16 protein-coding genes are annotated in these 15,516 nt (G+C 67.0%); 6 read left to right on the plus strand and 10 right to left on the minus strand.

Features of this window, described 5'->3' with window-relative positions:
- Positions 1–12: 12 nt before the first annotated feature.
- Positions 13–858, plus strand: a complete 846-nt coding sequence (locus CSC94_RS04925; protein WP_099305232.1) for a DUF1365 domain-containing protein — start codon at positions 13–15, stop codon at positions 856–858.
- Between the two features lie 57 nt (positions 859–915).
- Positions 916–2,169: an SAM-dependent methyltransferase gene (locus CSC94_RS04930; protein WP_099304389.1), complete on the plus strand. Its 1,254-nt coding sequence runs from the start codon at positions 916–918 to the stop codon at positions 2,167–2,169.
- Between the two features lie 18 nt (positions 2,170–2,187).
- On the opposite strand, the gene CSC94_RS04935 is transcribed toward CSC94_RS04930, so the two are convergent.
- Positions 2,188–2,661 carry an Lrp/AsnC family transcriptional regulator gene (locus CSC94_RS04935; RefSeq protein WP_099304391.1) on the minus strand — a complete coding sequence of 158 codons (474 nt, stop codon included), beginning with the start codon at positions 2,659–2,661 and terminating at the stop codon, positions 2,188–2,190.
- A 144-nt stretch (positions 2,662–2,805) separates the two neighbouring features.
- Between CSC94_RS04935 and ald the strand changes: the two genes are divergently transcribed.
- Complete coding sequence (ald, locus tag CSC94_RS04940; RefSeq protein ID WP_099304393.1) at positions 2,806–3,924, plus strand: alanine dehydrogenase; 1,119 nt, start codon at positions 2,806–2,808, stop codon at positions 3,922–3,924.
- Positions 3,925–4,054: 130 nt separating this feature from the next.
- On the opposite strand, the gene CSC94_RS04945 is transcribed toward ald, so the two are convergent.
- The 6 genes from CSC94_RS04945 to CSC94_RS04970 form a co-directional block, all read right to left on the minus strand.
- Positions 4,055–4,627 (minus strand): OmpA family protein, encoded by a 573-nt coding sequence (locus CSC94_RS04945; protein ID WP_099304395.1) that lies wholly within the window; start codon positions 4,625–4,627, stop codon positions 4,055–4,057.
- Positions 4,628–4,724: 97 nt separating this feature from the next.
- The gene (locus tag CSC94_RS04950; RefSeq protein ID WP_099304397.1) at positions 4,725–5,252 is read right to left on the minus strand and encodes a GNAT family N-acetyltransferase; all 528 of its coding nucleotides are present in this window, start codon (positions 5,250–5,252) and stop codon (positions 4,725–4,727) included.
- Between the two features lie 5 nt (positions 5,253–5,257).
- Positions 5,258–6,109 carry a 3-mercaptopyruvate sulfurtransferase gene (gene sseA, locus CSC94_RS04955; protein ID WP_099304399.1) on the minus strand — a complete coding sequence of 284 codons (852 nt, stop codon included), beginning with the start codon at positions 6,107–6,109 and terminating at the stop codon, positions 5,258–5,260.
- 5 nt (positions 6,110–6,114) lie between these two features.
- Positions 6,115–6,588, minus strand: coding sequence for a GFA family protein (locus tag CSC94_RS04960; protein WP_099304401.1), 474 nt, complete (start codon positions 6,586–6,588; stop codon positions 6,115–6,117).
- A 2-nt stretch (positions 6,589–6,590) separates the two neighbouring features.
- Positions 6,591–7,331 (minus strand): alanyl-tRNA editing protein, encoded by a 741-nt coding sequence (locus CSC94_RS04965; RefSeq protein ID WP_099304403.1) that lies wholly within the window; start codon positions 7,329–7,331, stop codon positions 6,591–6,593.
- Positions 7,328–8,365, minus strand: coding sequence for a cysteine synthase A (locus CSC94_RS04970; protein WP_099304405.1), 1,038 nt, complete (start codon positions 8,363–8,365; stop codon positions 7,328–7,330). Before CSC94_RS04970 ends, CSC94_RS04965 begins: the two co-directional genes overlap by 4 nt.
- A gap of 222 nt (positions 8,366–8,587) precedes the next feature.
- Between CSC94_RS04970 and CSC94_RS04975 the strand changes: the two genes are divergently transcribed.
- Both CSC94_RS04975 and CSC94_RS04980 read left to right on the plus strand, forming a co-directional pair.
- Positions 8,588–9,238 carry a ChrR family anti-sigma-E factor gene (locus tag CSC94_RS04975; protein WP_245408259.1) on the plus strand — a complete coding sequence of 217 codons (651 nt, stop codon included), beginning with the start codon at positions 8,588–8,590 and terminating at the stop codon, positions 9,236–9,238.
- A gap of 95 nt (positions 9,239–9,333) precedes the next feature.
- A complete protein-coding gene (locus CSC94_RS04980; protein ID WP_099304409.1) occupies positions 9,334–10,134 on the plus strand; it encodes an SDR family NAD(P)-dependent oxidoreductase in 801 nt (266 codons plus the stop codon).
- A 6-nt stretch (positions 10,135–10,140) separates the two neighbouring features.
- Here CSC94_RS04980 and CSC94_RS04985 read toward each other — a convergent pair whose 3' ends face one another.
- Positions 10,141–11,463 (minus strand): MFS transporter, encoded by a 1,323-nt coding sequence (locus CSC94_RS04985; RefSeq protein ID WP_099304411.1) that lies wholly within the window; start codon positions 11,461–11,463, stop codon positions 10,141–10,143.
- Between the two features lie 129 nt (positions 11,464–11,592).
- Between CSC94_RS04985 and CSC94_RS04990 the strand changes: the two genes are divergently transcribed.
- Positions 11,593–12,567 (plus strand): alpha/beta hydrolase, encoded by a 975-nt coding sequence (locus tag CSC94_RS04990; protein WP_099304413.1) that lies wholly within the window; start codon positions 11,593–11,595, stop codon positions 12,565–12,567.
- 3 nt (positions 12,568–12,570) lie between these two features.
- On the opposite strand, the gene CSC94_RS04995 is transcribed toward CSC94_RS04990, so the two are convergent.
- Together CSC94_RS04995 and CSC94_RS05000 are read right to left on the minus strand one after the other, a co-directional pair.
- A complete protein-coding gene (locus tag CSC94_RS04995) occupies positions 12,571–13,764 on the minus strand; it encodes an MFS transporter (protein ID WP_099304415.1) in 1,194 nt (397 codons plus the stop codon).
- A 120-nt stretch (positions 13,765–13,884) separates the two neighbouring features.
- Positions 13,885–15,498, minus strand: coding sequence for a Na/Pi cotransporter family protein (locus CSC94_RS05000; RefSeq protein ID WP_099304417.1), 1,614 nt, complete (start codon positions 15,496–15,498; stop codon positions 13,885–13,887).
- Positions 15,499–15,516 lie beyond the last annotated feature (18 nt).

Here is a 15,516-nt window from a genome sequence, read left to right on the forward strand (position 1 = left end):
ACGGATCCGGCCATGGCCAGCGCGCGCGTCAACAATCTCGGGGACAACGGCCCGCCGCCCGCGGCGGCGGCGACGCTCTATCCCGGACAGGTCATGCATCACCGGCTCAAGCCGTTCGGCCACCGCTTCACCTACTCGGTCTTCTGCGTCGCGCTCGACATCGATCGGCTCGACGAGGCGGGCCGACTGTCGCCGCTGTTCGGCGTGGACCGCGCCGCGCCGATCTCCTTCCACGCCCGCGACCATCTCGCCGATGGCTTCCCGACGCTGCGCAGCCAGGCGGATACGCTGCTGTTGCAGGCCGGTCTCACCGAACGGGCGGACCGCATCATCCTGCTGACCTATCCGCGGCTGTTCGGCTACGTGTTCAACCCGATCTCGACCTGGTACTGCCACGCGGCCGACGGCCGACTGCTGGCCGTCATCTACGCGGTCAGCAACACGTTCGGCGAACAGCACACCTATGTCGCCCCGGTGGCGCCGGGCGAGCTGTCGCCGGCCGGCCTGCGCCAGAGCCGGGACAAGCTGTTTCACGTCTCGCCCTTCATCTCGATGGACGCGCGCTACCATTTCCGCGTGCTGCCACCGGGCCGCGCGGTCCGGCTCCGTATCCACGAGACGGAAAACGGCAGCCCGGTACTCGCGGCGACCTTCAGCGGCGCAGCGCAGGCGCTGACGACGCCGGCGCTCGCCCGGCTCCTGTTGCGGCAGCCCTTCATGACGCTGAAGGTCATCGGCGGCATCCATTGGGAGGCGCTGAAGCTGTGGCTCAAGGGCGCCCGTTTCCATCGCAGCCCGCCGCCACCCGACGCGGCCGCCCCGTGGCGGGACCGCCCCGGGCTTGAAGCCGGCGAATGACGCGTTAGAATTCATGAGCTTTGTTCGGGTGGGGACTTCACGGGCAGGGAGAGACAGATGGGTCACGAGCATACGGTCGAGGATGTGTTTGACGGGGCGGTCCCGCTGACCAGTCCGGCGGACGTGGCAGCGGCGGCCCGTGGCCTGCCAGGGCGGATCAGGGCGGTGCTCAAGACGCTGGTCAACCTGCCCAGCGGCACGCTGGCGATCCGCATGCCCGACGGCCGTGCCGTCCTTGTCGGCGGCAATGGTGCCGGACCGGACGCGCAGGTGGTGCTGCACAACTGGAATCTGCCGATGCGCGCCATCACCGGCGGAACCATCGGCGTGGCCGAGAGCTACATGGCCGGCGACTGGGACAGCCCGGACGTCACCACCTTCCTGGAACTCTTCATCGTCAATACGGAAGAAAGCGAGAAGCTGGCGGGCGGCTCGGCGATCGTGACGGCGCTGCAGCGCCTGCGACACTGGTTCAATCGCAATTCCCGCACCGGTTCGCGGCGCAACATCGCGGCCCATTACGATCTCGGCAACGCCTTCTACCGGGAATGGCTCGACGAGACGATGACCTATTCCTCGGCGCTCTATGCGACCGGGGCCAATGACCTCGCCTCCGCCCAGCGTGCCAAGTACCACGCGCTGATCGAGGACACCGGCATCAGGCCGGGCGACCACGTGCTGGAAATCGGCTGCGGCTGGGGCGGGTTCGCCGAGCAAGCCGGCAAGGCGGGCGCCCGCGTGACGGCCCTGACGATCAGCCGGGAGCAGCACGATTTCGCCGCGCGGCGGATTCACGAGGCGGGCCTTGCCGAGCAGGTGGAGATCCGCTTCCAGGATTACCGGGACGAGGCCGGCCGTTACGACCGGGTCGCCTCCATCGAGATGTTCGAGGCCGTGGGCGAGGAATACTGGCCGGTGTTCTTCAACAAGGTCCGGGAGGTGCTGCGGCCCGGCGGAACGGCCGGCTTGCAGATCATCACCATCAACGACGACGCCTTTCCGCTCTACCGGAAGCGGCCGGATTTCATCCAGCGGTACGTCTTTCCTGGCGGCATGCTGCCCTCTCCCTCAGAACTGATGCGGCAGGGCAAGGCTGCGGGCCTCAGCTACCTGCGCGAGCGCATCTTTCCGCAGGACTATGCCCGCACTCTGGCGGAGTGGCGGCGGCGGTTTCACGGCGCCTGGGACCGGATTGCGCCGCTCGGTTTCGACACGCGGTTCCGCCGGCTCTGGGAATTCTACCTGTATTACTGCGAAGCGGGTTTCCGCAGTGAATACATCGACGTGCGCCAGGTGGTCTACCGCGCCTGAGGCACCGGCAAGGCCCGTTCAGAGCAGGTGCGGATCGATGCCGCTGCCGGTCCGGTCCACCACTTCGCGCAGCGCGAAGGTGGAGTTGATCTTGGTGACATGGGGCAAGGCGGTCAGCCAGTCGCGATGGATGCGCTCGTAATCCTGGAGATCGCGGGCGGCGATCCGCAGGATGTAGTCATATTCGCCGGCAACGAGAAAGCAGGCCATCACGTTGGGCACGCGGCGAATGGCCGCCTCGAAGTCGTTGAGCGTCTTCTCGAACTGTCCCGACAGGGAAATATGAACGATGGCCGTCAGGCCGAAGCCCAAGACCTTGTTGTGCAGGCGGGCGTGATAGCCGCGGATGGCGCCGGATTTTTCGAGCGCGTCCAGCCGGCGCGAACAGGCCGACTGGGACAGGCCGACCCGCTCGGCGAGCGCGGCATTGGAGATGCGCCCCTCCGCCTGCAAGGCCGTCAAAATGGCGATATCGATCTTGTCCAGATTCATGGACGCAAACCTCTTGCCTTAACTTCCCTGATTTGCGCAAATTTCCGCCAAACTTTCAAGCGGAGCCATGGAACAACGCAAGCCCATTCCGCGTTTTTTCCAACACAATGAGTTGCATGTGAATTCGCCGTCGAGGAGAACGCCATGCGTGTCGGTTGCCCCAAGGAAATCAAGAACCACGAATACCGCGTCGGCCTGACGCCCGGGTCCGTTCGTGAATACGTCGCCCACGGTCACGATGTGATCGTCGAAACAGGCGCCGGCGCCGGGATCGGTGCCGACGACCATGCCTATCGCGCGGCTGGCGCGACCATCGTGAAGACCGCCGAAGAGGTGTTCGCCAAGGCCGACATGATCGTCAAGGTCAAGGAGCCGCAGCCATCGGAATGGGTGCAGCTTCGCGAAGGCCAGATCCTCTATACCTACCTTCACCTCGCGCCGGACCCGGACCAGACCCGTGGCCTGGTCGAAAGCGGCGTGACCGCCGTCGCCTATGAAACGGTGACGGACGATCGCGGCGGGCTGCCGCTGCTCGCACCGATGTCGGAAGTGGCCGGCCGTCTGGCCATCCAGGCCGGCGCGACGGCACTGCAGAAGGCCGATGGCGGCCGCGGCGTGCTGCTCGGCGGCGTTCCCGGCGTTCTGCCGGGCAAGGTCGCCGTGATCGGTGGCGGCGTGGTCGGCCTGAATGCCGCGAAGATGGCGGTCGGCCTCGGCGCCGACGTGACCATCATCGACCGGTCGATCCCGCGCCTGCGCCAGCTCGACGATATCTTCAACGGGCGCATTCACACCCGCTACTCGACCGTCGAGGCGCTGGAAGAGGAATGCTTCTCCGCCGATTGCGTGATCGGCGCGGTGCTCATTCCCGGCGCGGCGGCGCCCAAGCTGGTGTCGCGCGAAATGCTGTCCGGCATGAAGCAGGGCGCGGTGCTCGTGGATGTCGCCATCGACCAGGGCGGCTGCTTCGAGACGAGCAAGGCCACGACCCATGCCGAGCCGACCTACGCGGTTGACGGCATCATCCACTATTGCGTCGCCAACATGCCGGGCGCCGTCCCGGTCACGTCGGCCCATGCGCTCAACAACGCCACCCTGCACTATGGCCTGCAACTGGCCGACAAGGGGTTGAAGGCGCTGACCGACAATCCGCACCTGCGCAACGGGCTCAACGTGCATCGTGGACGGATCACCAACGCGGCCGTCGCGGACGCCCTGGGCTACGAGATGGCCGAACCGGCACAGGCCCTGAAGGTCGCCTGACGGCTCCTCCCGTCCGGCCGCCCGCCCCGACAGGTCGGCGCCGATCGACACGGTTGCATCGGCTCCGGGCCGGACAGAAAGAAGGCCCGCCGGATTCCGGCGGGCCTTCGTCGTTTCGCGGCCGCCGGTCTCAGCGGCGAATGACGTCGGTGATCCGGCGCAGCGTCACCCGGCGGTTGCGCCATTCCTCGTAGGGCACCGGCACCAGCAGATAGTCCTCGCCATAGCCGACCGTTTCCATGGCATCCCACGGAATGCCGAACTCGCGGTTGAGCACCCGGGCAAGCGAGAGAGCGCGGCGTTCCGAGAGAACCTGGTTGGAGGCGCGCGATCCGACGGCGTCGGTGTGGCCCTCGATCAGGAAGATCTCGTCCCGGCGGCGCAGGATGTTGCGCATGGCGATGGCGATCTGCTCGACCTTGTCGAACTCGCGGTACGGGATCTCGGCGGACCCGAAGGCGAAGTTGATCGCCTGGATGTCAATCGAGGGCGCATAGTCGCGGCGGATCTCGGGCCGGCGCTTCAGTTCCTCGACCGTGATGCGCCGTTCGGGCCGCATGTGGCGTTGGGGCGCGGCTTCCAGCTTGCGCTCGATCGTGTCCGCTGTCGGCGCGGACAACTGGGGCTGTGCAAGGGCGGCGGCCGGCAGCATTGCAGCGGCCAGCGCACCGGACGCCATGGTGAAAAGCGCGCGACGGTTCATGGTGACGATGTTCCTTCCAATAGTTCCGTTACCGCGAGAATGACAAATCCTTGCTGAATTGGCGATGAATGCGCCGTTCAGCAGGACCGATTTCCGTTCACTCGTCCGGCGCTTCCCAGGCCTCGACGCGATCCATCGACCAGGACACGGGGCGAAAGCCGGCCTTCTGGTAAAGGACCAGGGCACGGGGGCTGTCCAGCGTGTTGGTCTGGAGCGTGATCCTGCGCGGATCATGGGCGAAGGCGGCCTGGATCGCTTCGGAGAGGAAGAAGCGGGCAAGGCCCCTGCCCTGGAAATCCGGCAGCAGGCCGAAATAGACGATTTCGACCGCATCTGGCAGGCGTGCCCGGTCCAGTTCGAAGAAGCCGGCCGGCGCCCCTTCGCAGTAGAGCACCGAAATATCGGTGGTTTCGGCATGGATCTGCGCGGCAAGGTCGGCGTCGTGCAGGTTGCGCCGCATCTTCCAGTGATGCGGACGACCGACCTGTTCGTAGAGCCAGCGATAGTAGGCCAGCGGGATGTCCGGCGCCCGCATCAGGGTAAGACGACACCCCAGTGGCATCGGCACGCGCGGCGGCCGGCCGCTCATTTCCAGATGGGTGACGCGGGTCTCCAGCGTCGCCATGGCTTTCAGGGTCCGGTTTCCACCGGAGTCTGGTCGTGGCCGCCCCATTCGGTCCACGAGCCATCATAGAGACGATGGTCGCGGTGGCCGATCTGCTCCAGCGCGAGGATCAGCACCGCCGCGGTCACGCCGGAACCACAAGAGGTGACGACGGGTTTCGCCAGGTCGATGCCCGACGCCTCGAACCGGGCCTGGAGGTCTTCCGGCGGCAGCAGCCTGCCTTCCCGGGACAGTTCCAGCGCCGGCACGTTGAAGGCCCCTGGCATGTGGCCGGAGCGGACGCCCGGCCTCGGCTCGGGTTCGCTACCGGCAAAGCGTCCGCTCGGCCGCGCATCGGCGACCTGGGCGCCGCCCGTGTCGACGATCCGGCGCATCTCGTCGAGGGTGACGACCGCCGCCCTGTCGAAATCCGGCTTGAAATAGGCGCCGGCGCAATGGGTGGGATCCGCCGTCAGCGGGCGGCCTTCCCGCTTCCAGCCGTCCAGTCCGCCTTCCAGCACGTGTACGTCTTTCGCGCCGAAGGTCCGGAAGAGCCACCAGACGCGCGGCGCGGAAAAGAAGCCCGGACCGTCATAGACGACGATCGTGTCATGGGACGTGATTCCCATGGAACTGGCGTGACGCTCGAATTCCAGCGGCGACGGCAAGGCGTGCGGCAGCGCATTGCCGGGATCGACCACGAGGTCATGGTCGAAGAAGACGGCACCCGGGATGTGGCCGGCGGCATATTCGGCCTTCGCATCGCGGTCCTGCGTGGGCAGGTACCAGGAGCCGTCGATGATGGACAGGCCCGGCTTGCCCAGGCGCTCCTCCAGCCAGTCGGCGGTCACGATCACGGGGGTCTCGTCGCTGCTCATCTCGCTCAATCCGTCCTGTTTCCTGTTCGCACGTGCCATTGCTCGATGGATTCGTCGGGGTATCCATCATGGCAACGGGTTGCATCCGGTCCCGGATCTTCCACCCAATCCGGCTTGAATTCCAGCATGATGTGCGTCGTTTCGGCAGGTGCGGGCAGAGGCGTGTCGACGGCGGACGCAAAGGGATGGACCAGGTCGGGCCAGCGCGGGTCGTAGAGCCAGAGGCCGGAGCCGCAGCGGCTGCAGAAGTGCCGCTCGGCCGGGCTTTCCCCGCTGTCTATGCGCGCGTGGTAGATCGATATGGCGTCGCGGCCGGTCACCTCCAGCGTCGCGGCATCGCCCTTCAGGTTGATGGCATAGCCGCCACCGCCCTGGGTCTTGCGGCATATGGAGCAGTAGCAGCGCTGATAGGGAACCGGCGTCGTGCTGTCGCAGGAATAGCGTACCGCGCCGCAGTGACAGGAGCCGTTCAGCTTCATGGCTATGCCCCCGGCAGGTCACCGAAGCGGATCCGGAAGCGGCGGTTCTCCCGCCCCTTCTTCTCGATCTTGCCGATGTGGATGGCGCCCACTTCCTCGGTGGTCGAAACATGAGTGCCGCCGCAGGGCTGGCTGTCCACCTGGCCATCCTCGCCGATGCAGACCAGGCGAATGGTGCCCGAACCGGACGGCGGGCGGACATTCTTCGACTTCACAAGGCCCGGATTGGCAGCAAGGTCGTCCTCGGTGATGAGGCGCGTGAAGACGGGATGCTTCCCGTTCACGAGGTCCATCAGGCGCTCGCTCACCTCTTCCTTGGAAAAGGAGGCGTCGGGAATGTCGAAATCGACCCGGCTCTCTTCCTCGCCGACCGATGCGCCGGTGATCGGATAGGGACAGACGACGGTGAGCAGGTGGCAGGCAGTGTGCATGCGCATCAGCCTGTAGCGCCGTTCCCAGTCCACATGGAGCACCAGCGTCTCGCCGATCTCCGGCACCGGCTGGTCGTTGGCCGGGACGTGGATGATCTCTTCCTTGGTCTCGCCGGTCACGGTGGCCGCGACCGCGATCATGCTGCCGTCGGCCCGCTCGAACCGGCCGGTGTCGCCCGGCTGGCCGCCGGAGGTCGCGTAGAAGACGGTGCGGTCGAGGATGATGCCGCCGCGATCATTGATCGCCACGACCCGGCCCTCGGCGGTCGACAGGTAGGCGTCGTCGCGGAACAGGCATTCTGTGGCGCTCATGCCTCGACGTCCTCGTAGGGCACCGCGATGGTGCTCGTGCCTTCCATCCAGGCCGGGAATGGCAAGTCCTTGGAGCGCAGGAATTCCGGGTTGAACAGCTTGGACTGGTAGCGGGTGCCATAGTCGCAGAGGACCGTCACGATGGTGTGGCCGGGGCCGAGTTCGCGGGCAAGGCGGATGGCGCCGGCGATGTTGATGCCGGACGAGCCGCCGAGGCAGAGGCCCTCCTGCTGGACCAGGTCGAAGACGATCGGCAGGGCCTCGGCGTCGGGCACCTGGTAGGCGAAATCCGGCGTGAAACCGTCGAGGTTGGCGGTGATCCGGCCCTGGCCGATGCCCTCGGTGATCGAGGAGCCTTCCGACTTCATCTCGCCGGTCGTGTAGTAGCTGTAGAGCGCGGCGCCGAGCGGATCGGCAAGCGCGATCTTGATGTCCGCGTTCTTCGCCTTCAGGCCGATGGCCGTTCCGGCGAGCGTCCCGCCCGTTCCCACGGCGGCAACGAAGCCGTCGACCTTGCCGCCCGTCTGCGCCCAGATCTCCTCGGCGGTGGTGGCGACATGCCCCTCGCGGTTGGCAACGTTGTCGAACTGGTTGGCCCAGACGGCGCCATGCGGGCTGGACGCGGCAAGCTGTTCGGCCAGGCGGCCGGAAACCTTCACGTAGTTGTTCGGATTGCGGTAGGGTACCGCCGGAACCTCGATCAGTTCCGCGCCCAGAACGCGCAGAGCGTCCTTCTTTTCCTGGCTCTGGGTTTCGGGAATCACGATGACGGTGCGGTAGCCAAGCGCCTTGGCCACCACGGTCAGGCCGATGCCGGTGTTTCCTGCCGTGCCCTCGACAACGATCCCGCCCGGTTCCAGCAGGCCGCGGCGCTCGGCGTCGCGAATGATGAACAGCCCGGCCCGGTCCTTGACCGACTGGCCGGGGTTCATGAACTCGGCCTTGCCATAGATCTCGCAGCCGGTTTCTTCCGATGCCTTTTTCAGGCGAATGAGCGGCGTGTTGCCAATGCACTCAAGGACAGACGCAGTCATGATATTCCCGTATGTTCGATGTTGTGGCGAGGGTATGGACCCGGGACGCAGCATGCAAGCGCGGTTTTTCCGCCCGCCGGCCGTCTCCCGCAGTTTTTGACTGCAGGAGGCGAAAAACACGGTCGTGTTTTGCCGGTGATCCGGATTGCACAGGACGGCGTAACTCATGCAAATACCATGTATGCTGCAGCACTGGTGCCGTTGCGGCCAGAGGACAGACGATTGAAGAACACGGAAACACAGGAACGGATCGACGCGCTGCTGGCGCGGTACGTGGCCGGGCTTCTGCCCGAGCCGGCGCGCGTGCTCGTGGATGCCCATCTCGAGCTCTCGACCGCCAACCGCGGCATGGTGGCCAGTCTCGAAACCCTGGCCGGCGATGCGCTGGACCGGATCGAGCCGAAGATGCTGGTCGGGGCGGATGCCTGCCTGGAGCGGATTTTCGAGGCGCCAGCGCCGCAGATCCGGCTGCCGGACCGCACCCCGGCCAAGGGGCTCCTCCCCCGCGCCATCGCCGATTTCATCGGCATGAGCGAGGACGAGATCCCGTGGAAGACCAGGATGCCCGGGTTCCGCGATTTCGAACTTGGCGAGATCGACGGATGCGAGGTCGAACTCTTCTGGATCAAGCCGGGCCGCGCGATCCCGAAGCACACGCACGAGGGCATGGAACTGTCGCTGGTGCTGGATGGCGCGTTCAACGATGACACCGGGCACTACGGGCGCGGCGACATCTCGGTCAACGACGAGACCGTGGATCATCGTCCGGTGGCCGAAAAGTTCACCCCCTGCATCGGGATGGCGGTCACCGACGGACCGCTGCGGCTGACCGGATCGCTGGGCCAGCGCCTCTCCGACATACTCTGGGCCTAAACGTCCATCGCATCACGCATCGCACGCCCGCCGGGAAACCGGCGGGCGTCTTTTCGCGTAGTATCCGGCAGAGCGAATGACAACTGGAGCCCGCCATGCCCCTGTATCGAGCCCGGCCGGAAGACGGCATCGCGTGGATCACGGGCGCTTCGACCGGCATCGGCCGCGACGTGGCCCTGAAACTGGCGGCCAGGGGCTGGCACGTCGTGGCGACCGCGCGCAGCACCGACAAGCTGGCAACGCTCGAGGCCGAGGCGACCGCCCTGCCCGGCACCATCACGCCAGCGGCATGCGACGTGACGGATGAAGCGTCGATGCAGGCGCTCGCCGCCGCGCTCGAGGACGCACATGGGCGGATCGCCCTGGCGCTCTTCGTCGCCGGCAATTACTGGCCGGTGCGCGGCGAAAATCCCGATCCGGACAATTTCCGCAAGACCTACGAGATCAACCTGTTCGGTGTGCTCAACGGCCTCCTGCCGGCGGCTCGGGCCATGCGCGCGCATGGCGGCGGTCACATCGGCATCGTCGGCTCGGTTTCGTCCTATGGCGGCCTGCCACTCGCGTCGGCCTACGGGGGGTCCAAGGCTGCCGTGAACTACCTGGCGCAGTCGCTGAAATTCGACTTCGACAAGATGAACATCCGGCTGCAGGTCTTCAACCCGGGCTTCGTCGACACGCCGCTGACCGAGCAGAACCGCTTTCCCATGCCGTTCCTGATGACGGCGGACGACGCCGCGCAGCGGGTCGTCTCCGGGCTCGACAGCGGCGGGTTCGAGGTCGCCTTCCCGCGCCGCTTCGCGCTGTTGCTGAAGGCGGTGAACCTGCTGCCCTGGAGCCTCTATTTCCCGGTGATGAGCCGCGCCATGGGCTGGAACAAGCGGCCGCTGCGCGACTGAGCGGGCTCAGGCCTGCCGCGTCTCGATGGCCGTGCGGGCCGCGCGTTGCGCCGTCTCGTCAAAGGGAAATGACCACATCAGCGCGATGGCGACCAGTTTCAGGGCGACCGGCACCCAGGCATAGAGCACGGCCAGGGCGAGCATCGCACCGGGCGCATTGCCGGCGCCAGCCTGCGGATCGAACCCGGCAAGCGCGAGAAGCGGAAAGGCGATGCCGACACCGGCGGCCAGCGACAGCTTGGTGGCAAGGCTCCATGCCGCGAAATAGATCCCGGACCTCTGCTCGCCGGAAACCGCCGTATCGGCGTCGATCACGTCGGCCTGGATGGACGGCGGCAGCGAGAGGTCGAAACCGAGCACGAAGCCCGTCAGGACGCAGACCGCCGCGAAGGCCGCGACATCCCCCGCCCCGATCAGCGGCACGGCGGAGAAGACGACGCAGGCCAGCAGCATGGCCAGGGACCAGGCCCGGTGCTTGCCGATGCGGGCGGCCAGCGCCGTTGCCGCCGGCACACCGCCCAGGCCGCAAAGAAAATAGAGAAACAGCAGTGGGCCGCGCAAATCCGGCTCGCCGAGTCGCGCCGAGACGAAATAGAGAAAGAGCGTCGCGGGGATGCCATTGGCCAGCCCGTTGGCGAAATAGGCCGCGATGAGGCGCAGGAACGGCCGGTTCCCGGCCATGGCCCGCAGGCTTGCCTTCAACGTCAGGCGGGTGACGGAGTGGTTTCGCGGTTCGGGGACCGCCAGCACTGCCACGCCACCGAATGCCAGCAGGCCCGCGGCAACGGCGGCGCCCAGGACAGCGAGACCGGCGCGATCCTGGGCGCCGGCGACCACGAAGGGGATGGCGATGGCCGCCAGCGTGCCGAGCACCGTGAAGGATTCGCGCCAGCCGGTGATGCGGCTTCGCTCGCGGTAGTCGCCGGCCAGTTCCGCGCCCCAGGCGGACCAGGCCAGCAGCAGCGCTGAAAATGCCCCGGTCAGCAATGCCATCCAGAGGGCAAGATATCCAAGCCCTGCATCGGGTGGCGGGGCAAAGAGTTTCCAGGCTGCGAAGGCCGTGACCGGGAGCGACAGGGCGACCATGAGCCGGCGGCGGCCGAACCCGCTCTGCAGGCGGTCGCCGATCCAGCCGAAAGCCGGGTCGTTCAGGGCATCGAACAGGCGCACGGCGATCAGCACCGCGCCGACGGCCGCCAGCGGCAGACCCAGCGTCTCGCTGTAGAAGGTCGGCACGACCACATAGAGCGGCAATGTCAGCGCGGCGGCGGGCATGGCCGGCAGGCCGTAGGCGAGCACGGTCGAAAGCGGGAGCCGGGCCTGGGGCATGGGCGGTTTAGGTTCTGACACTCCCGAAATACGCTATCGGCACGGAAACGGATTTGCCGGATGACGCTGCGGCAGATTGTGCACGCCGGGATGTCGCGCTAAGCATCAGCACCGAAGGGGAGGCAGGCAATGGTGCGCAAGATCATGTGGACACTGGTTTTCCTGGTGGTCGTGGCCGCCGTCCTTTACATCGTCGGGCCCAGGACGCCCGTCGACACGACGATCACCATCGACCGCGCGGCGATTGCCGCCGACCCCGAGGGCTATGTCGCCCGGGAAGAGGCCAATGTCACGGGGATCACCGAGGGCACGCAGAAGCAGATCATCTGGGCCTTCCCGCGCTCCAAGGCCAAGACGCCGCTCGCCATCGTCTACGTGCACGGCTATTCCGCCACGCTGCAGGAAACCCGTCCGCTGCCCGACATCGTTGCCCGCGAGCTTGGCGCGAACCTGTTCTTCACCCGGCTGACCGGACATGGCCAGAACGGCGAGGCACTGGCCCGGGCCACGGTCAACGACTGGCTGAACGACATGGCCGAGGCGCTGGCCGTCGGCAAGGCGATCGGCGAGAAGGTCGTGGTGATCGCGACGTCGACGGGCGGCTCGCTTGCGACCTGGGCCGCCGGACAACCCGACCTGGCCCGGGAGATGAACGCCCTCGTGCTGATCTCGCCAAACTACCGGCTCAAGGCGGCGGGGTCCTTCCTCCTCGACCAGCCGTGGGGGCAGCAGCTTGCCGACCTGATCGTCGGCCCCGAGCGCAGTTTCGAGCCGGCGAATGCCGAGCATGCGAAATACTGGACGACGCGCTATCCCACCCGCGCCCTTATGCCGATGGCAGCGGCGGTGCGGCTGGCAGACGGCGTGTTCCCGGAAACGGTGAAGACGCCCGCGCTGTTTCTCTATGCGCCAGGCGACCCGGTCGTCGACGAGGCCGTGACGGCGCAAAAGGCGGCGAAATGGGGCGGGCCGCACGCGGTCGTGGAGGTGGCGGACAGCCCGAATGCATCCCAGCACGTGATCGCGGGCGATATCCTGTCACCGGAGCGAACCGAGGGCCTGGCGGAAAAGACAGTTGCCTGGATCCGGAGCCTGGACCTCTGACCGTCAGCCCTTTTCCGGCCGCGCATCGCGTGAGAACAGGTAGATCACCAGACCCGCGCCGAGCATGAGCGCGTAGAACTGCCAGAGTGCGCCGTAGGCGGCTGCCGGCTCGCCCGGCACGGCGGCTGCGGTCACCACCCAGCCGGTCAGGAACTGCATCAGCCCGACACCGCCGATGGAGAAGAAGTTCATCAGCGTCACGCCGCGCCCAGTCAGGTGATTCGGGAAGAAGGCGCGGGTATGGGCCATGAGCAGGCCGTAGCCCATGCCGGCGACGCCGATCACGATGAGCGCGACGGTGACAACGGAGAGCCCGGCCGCGGGGGCAAGCGCCATCCAGGCGACGGCCGCCAGCGTGATCGCGTTGCCGCCGACCGCGACCCATTTTCGCGTCCCGAAGATCCGGTCCAGCGGACCGTAGAGGAAACTGCCGGCAACCATGGCCAGGGCCATGGCAAGCGTGACATTGCCGATGGCGATCGCGTCGGCGCCATGCACTTCCGCCAGGTAGGGCCCGGCCCACAGGCCACGAATGCCCGCCGTCGCGGCATAGTTGATCGTCACCAGCGGGATGATGGGCCAGAGAACCGGCAGGCGGAGCAGTTCAACGAATCCGCCAAAGCCGGACGACCCTGCGCCATGGTCGAGCTTCGGCGGATCGCGAAGCACGACCAGCAGCAGGCCGGCGACCAGAAGGGTCACAACGGCCAGTCCGGTCATGACCGGGCGCCATCCGAAGGCTTCGGCCGCGGCAGCCAGCGGCGTGGCGCCGATGACATTGCCCGCCGATCCGAAAGCCACCATCCAGGAGGCATACATGGCAAAACGGGCCGGCGGGTAGACCCGGGCGAAGATGAAGTAGGAGGCCATGAGAACCGGCGCGCAGCCGATGCCGATCAGGATCATGGCGATGGTGACCATCCATGGCGCCGTCGCCAGGGCAAACAGGAAAGCACCGCCGGCACCGGCCAGCCCGAGCATGAGCGCGGCCGTCAGCCGCGGTCCGAACCGGTCGAGCGAAACGCCGACGAAGAACTGCATGAGCGCAAAGGCAATGAACCAGGCGCCCGAGGCTTCCGAAAGATCGGCCTTGGTCGCACCCAGATCGGCGGCGAGCGCCGGTGTCAGAACCGCCAGGAACGAGCGGTAGAATTGCGACAGCACATAGGCCAGTGCAAGCGCGGCGATGCCGGCCATGGTGATCCCCTCCTCCTGCTGCGCGGGGTCTCTCCTCCGCCCGCACAGGCGCCTCAGCTTTGGCACCAAAACAGGAGCCAAGGCAAGTGACCGGCGAACGGATACCCGAACAGGGGCGTTCTACCCCGCGACGGCGGCCGGCGCCGGTTCGCCTTCCCCCTGCCGGGCGGGAACATCCGCCGCCACGACCATGTGAAAATGGATGCGCGAGAGGTGGGCAGCCGTGCGGTGCAGCCAGCGCATCGCATCCAGCCGCATCGCGATCTCGTGCATGGTGGCGGGGACCGGGGAGGCATGGCTGATGACATCCATGCGGAAGGCTTCCTCCTGGCGGCGGATGAGGGCTTCCATGCGGGCGTAGCGGGCGGCGCGCGCCGTATCGTCGAGGTCCCCTGTCCCGGAAATCAGGGCCGCGAGCACCCTGCCCAGCCGCCTCAGCCGGCGGTCGTGCGGCAGGATGGACAGGCGCTCGTCGTTTTCGCAGCGGCGCAGCAGCCGGTGCAGGTGGTCGAGCACGTGCAGCAGGGCGGAAATCCGGTCGCGAACACGCGAGGGCGACGGGGTCGGCGGAATGCCGGCGACGAAATCGGTCAGTGTCTCGAGCGCCTGCCGGATGCGCTCCAGGTCCTGGTCAGGAACGCGATGCCGCGCCAGTCCCGTCAACGCGGCACGAACATGGTGCTCCAGTTCGGCCGAGACCGCGCGGGCACAGGCCGTGGCCGCGTCGCAGGCTGCGGGCGCATCGGTCAGGAGGCGCTTGTCCAGCATGCCGGTCAGGCTGGGCGCGCGATCCGGCACGAGCGCCTCCATGAAGCGCGCGAAGGCGCCGGCAAACGGAAGCACCAGCAGAACACCCAGGACGTTGAAAACGGTATGGAAGGCGACGAGTGCGAACTGCTCGTCGCCGGGCCCGTGGATACGGGGGGCAGCGACCGCCGAGAAGAGGTCGAGCAGGAAGAATGCCAGGATCCCCGTGCCGAGATTGAAGACCATGTGGGCGACGCCGGTCCGGCGGACGGCCGCCGAGCCGCCCAGCGTTGCCAGCACGGCATCGAACGTCGTGCCGACATTCATGCCGATCACCATGGCCGCCGCCTGCGGCAGGGAAATGGTGCCGACCGCGAGGGCCGTCAGCGCCGTGGCGACCCCGGCCGAGGAGGAATGCGTGACGAGCGTGATGGCCACGCCAAGCGCCACCAGTTCGAGACGGCCGGCAATCGTGCCGGAGGACAGGCTGTCCAGCGTGAAGAGCCCTTCGAAGCCGGCCATGCCGCGCTGCATGGTGTCGACGCCGATGAAGAGCAGCGAGAAGCCGGCCAGCGCCTCGCCGGCCTGACGCCAGCGGCCAGGCGCAAACATGGTAGCGACCACGCCGATGACCAGCAGCGGCATGGCGATGAGGCCAAGCTCGAGCTTGAAACCGATGGCGGCGATGATCCAGCCCGTGGCAGTCGTCCCGATGTTTGCCCCGAGCACGATGCCGAGCGCCTGCGGAAACGTCAGGAACCCGGCGCCAACCAGGCCGACTGCGGTCACCGTCGTCGCGCTGGACGACTGGATGATGGCGGTCAGCACAGCACCGGTGGCCGCGCCCGTGGTGGCGTTGGTCGTGAACCGCGCCAGCAGGCGGCGGAGCATGCCGCCGGCGAGGCCGCGCAATCCGCCGGTCAGCATGCGGATTCCGAGCAGGAAAAGGCCGACGCCGCCAAGGGCGATCAGGACATCGTCAATCATCGGGTCAATCTGTCATGG

This window comes from Zhengella mangrovi, assembly GCF_002727065.1.
In the GTDB taxonomy this organism is placed as follows: domain Bacteria; phylum Pseudomonadota; class Alphaproteobacteria; order Rhizobiales; family Rhizobiaceae; genus Zhengella; species Zhengella mangrovi.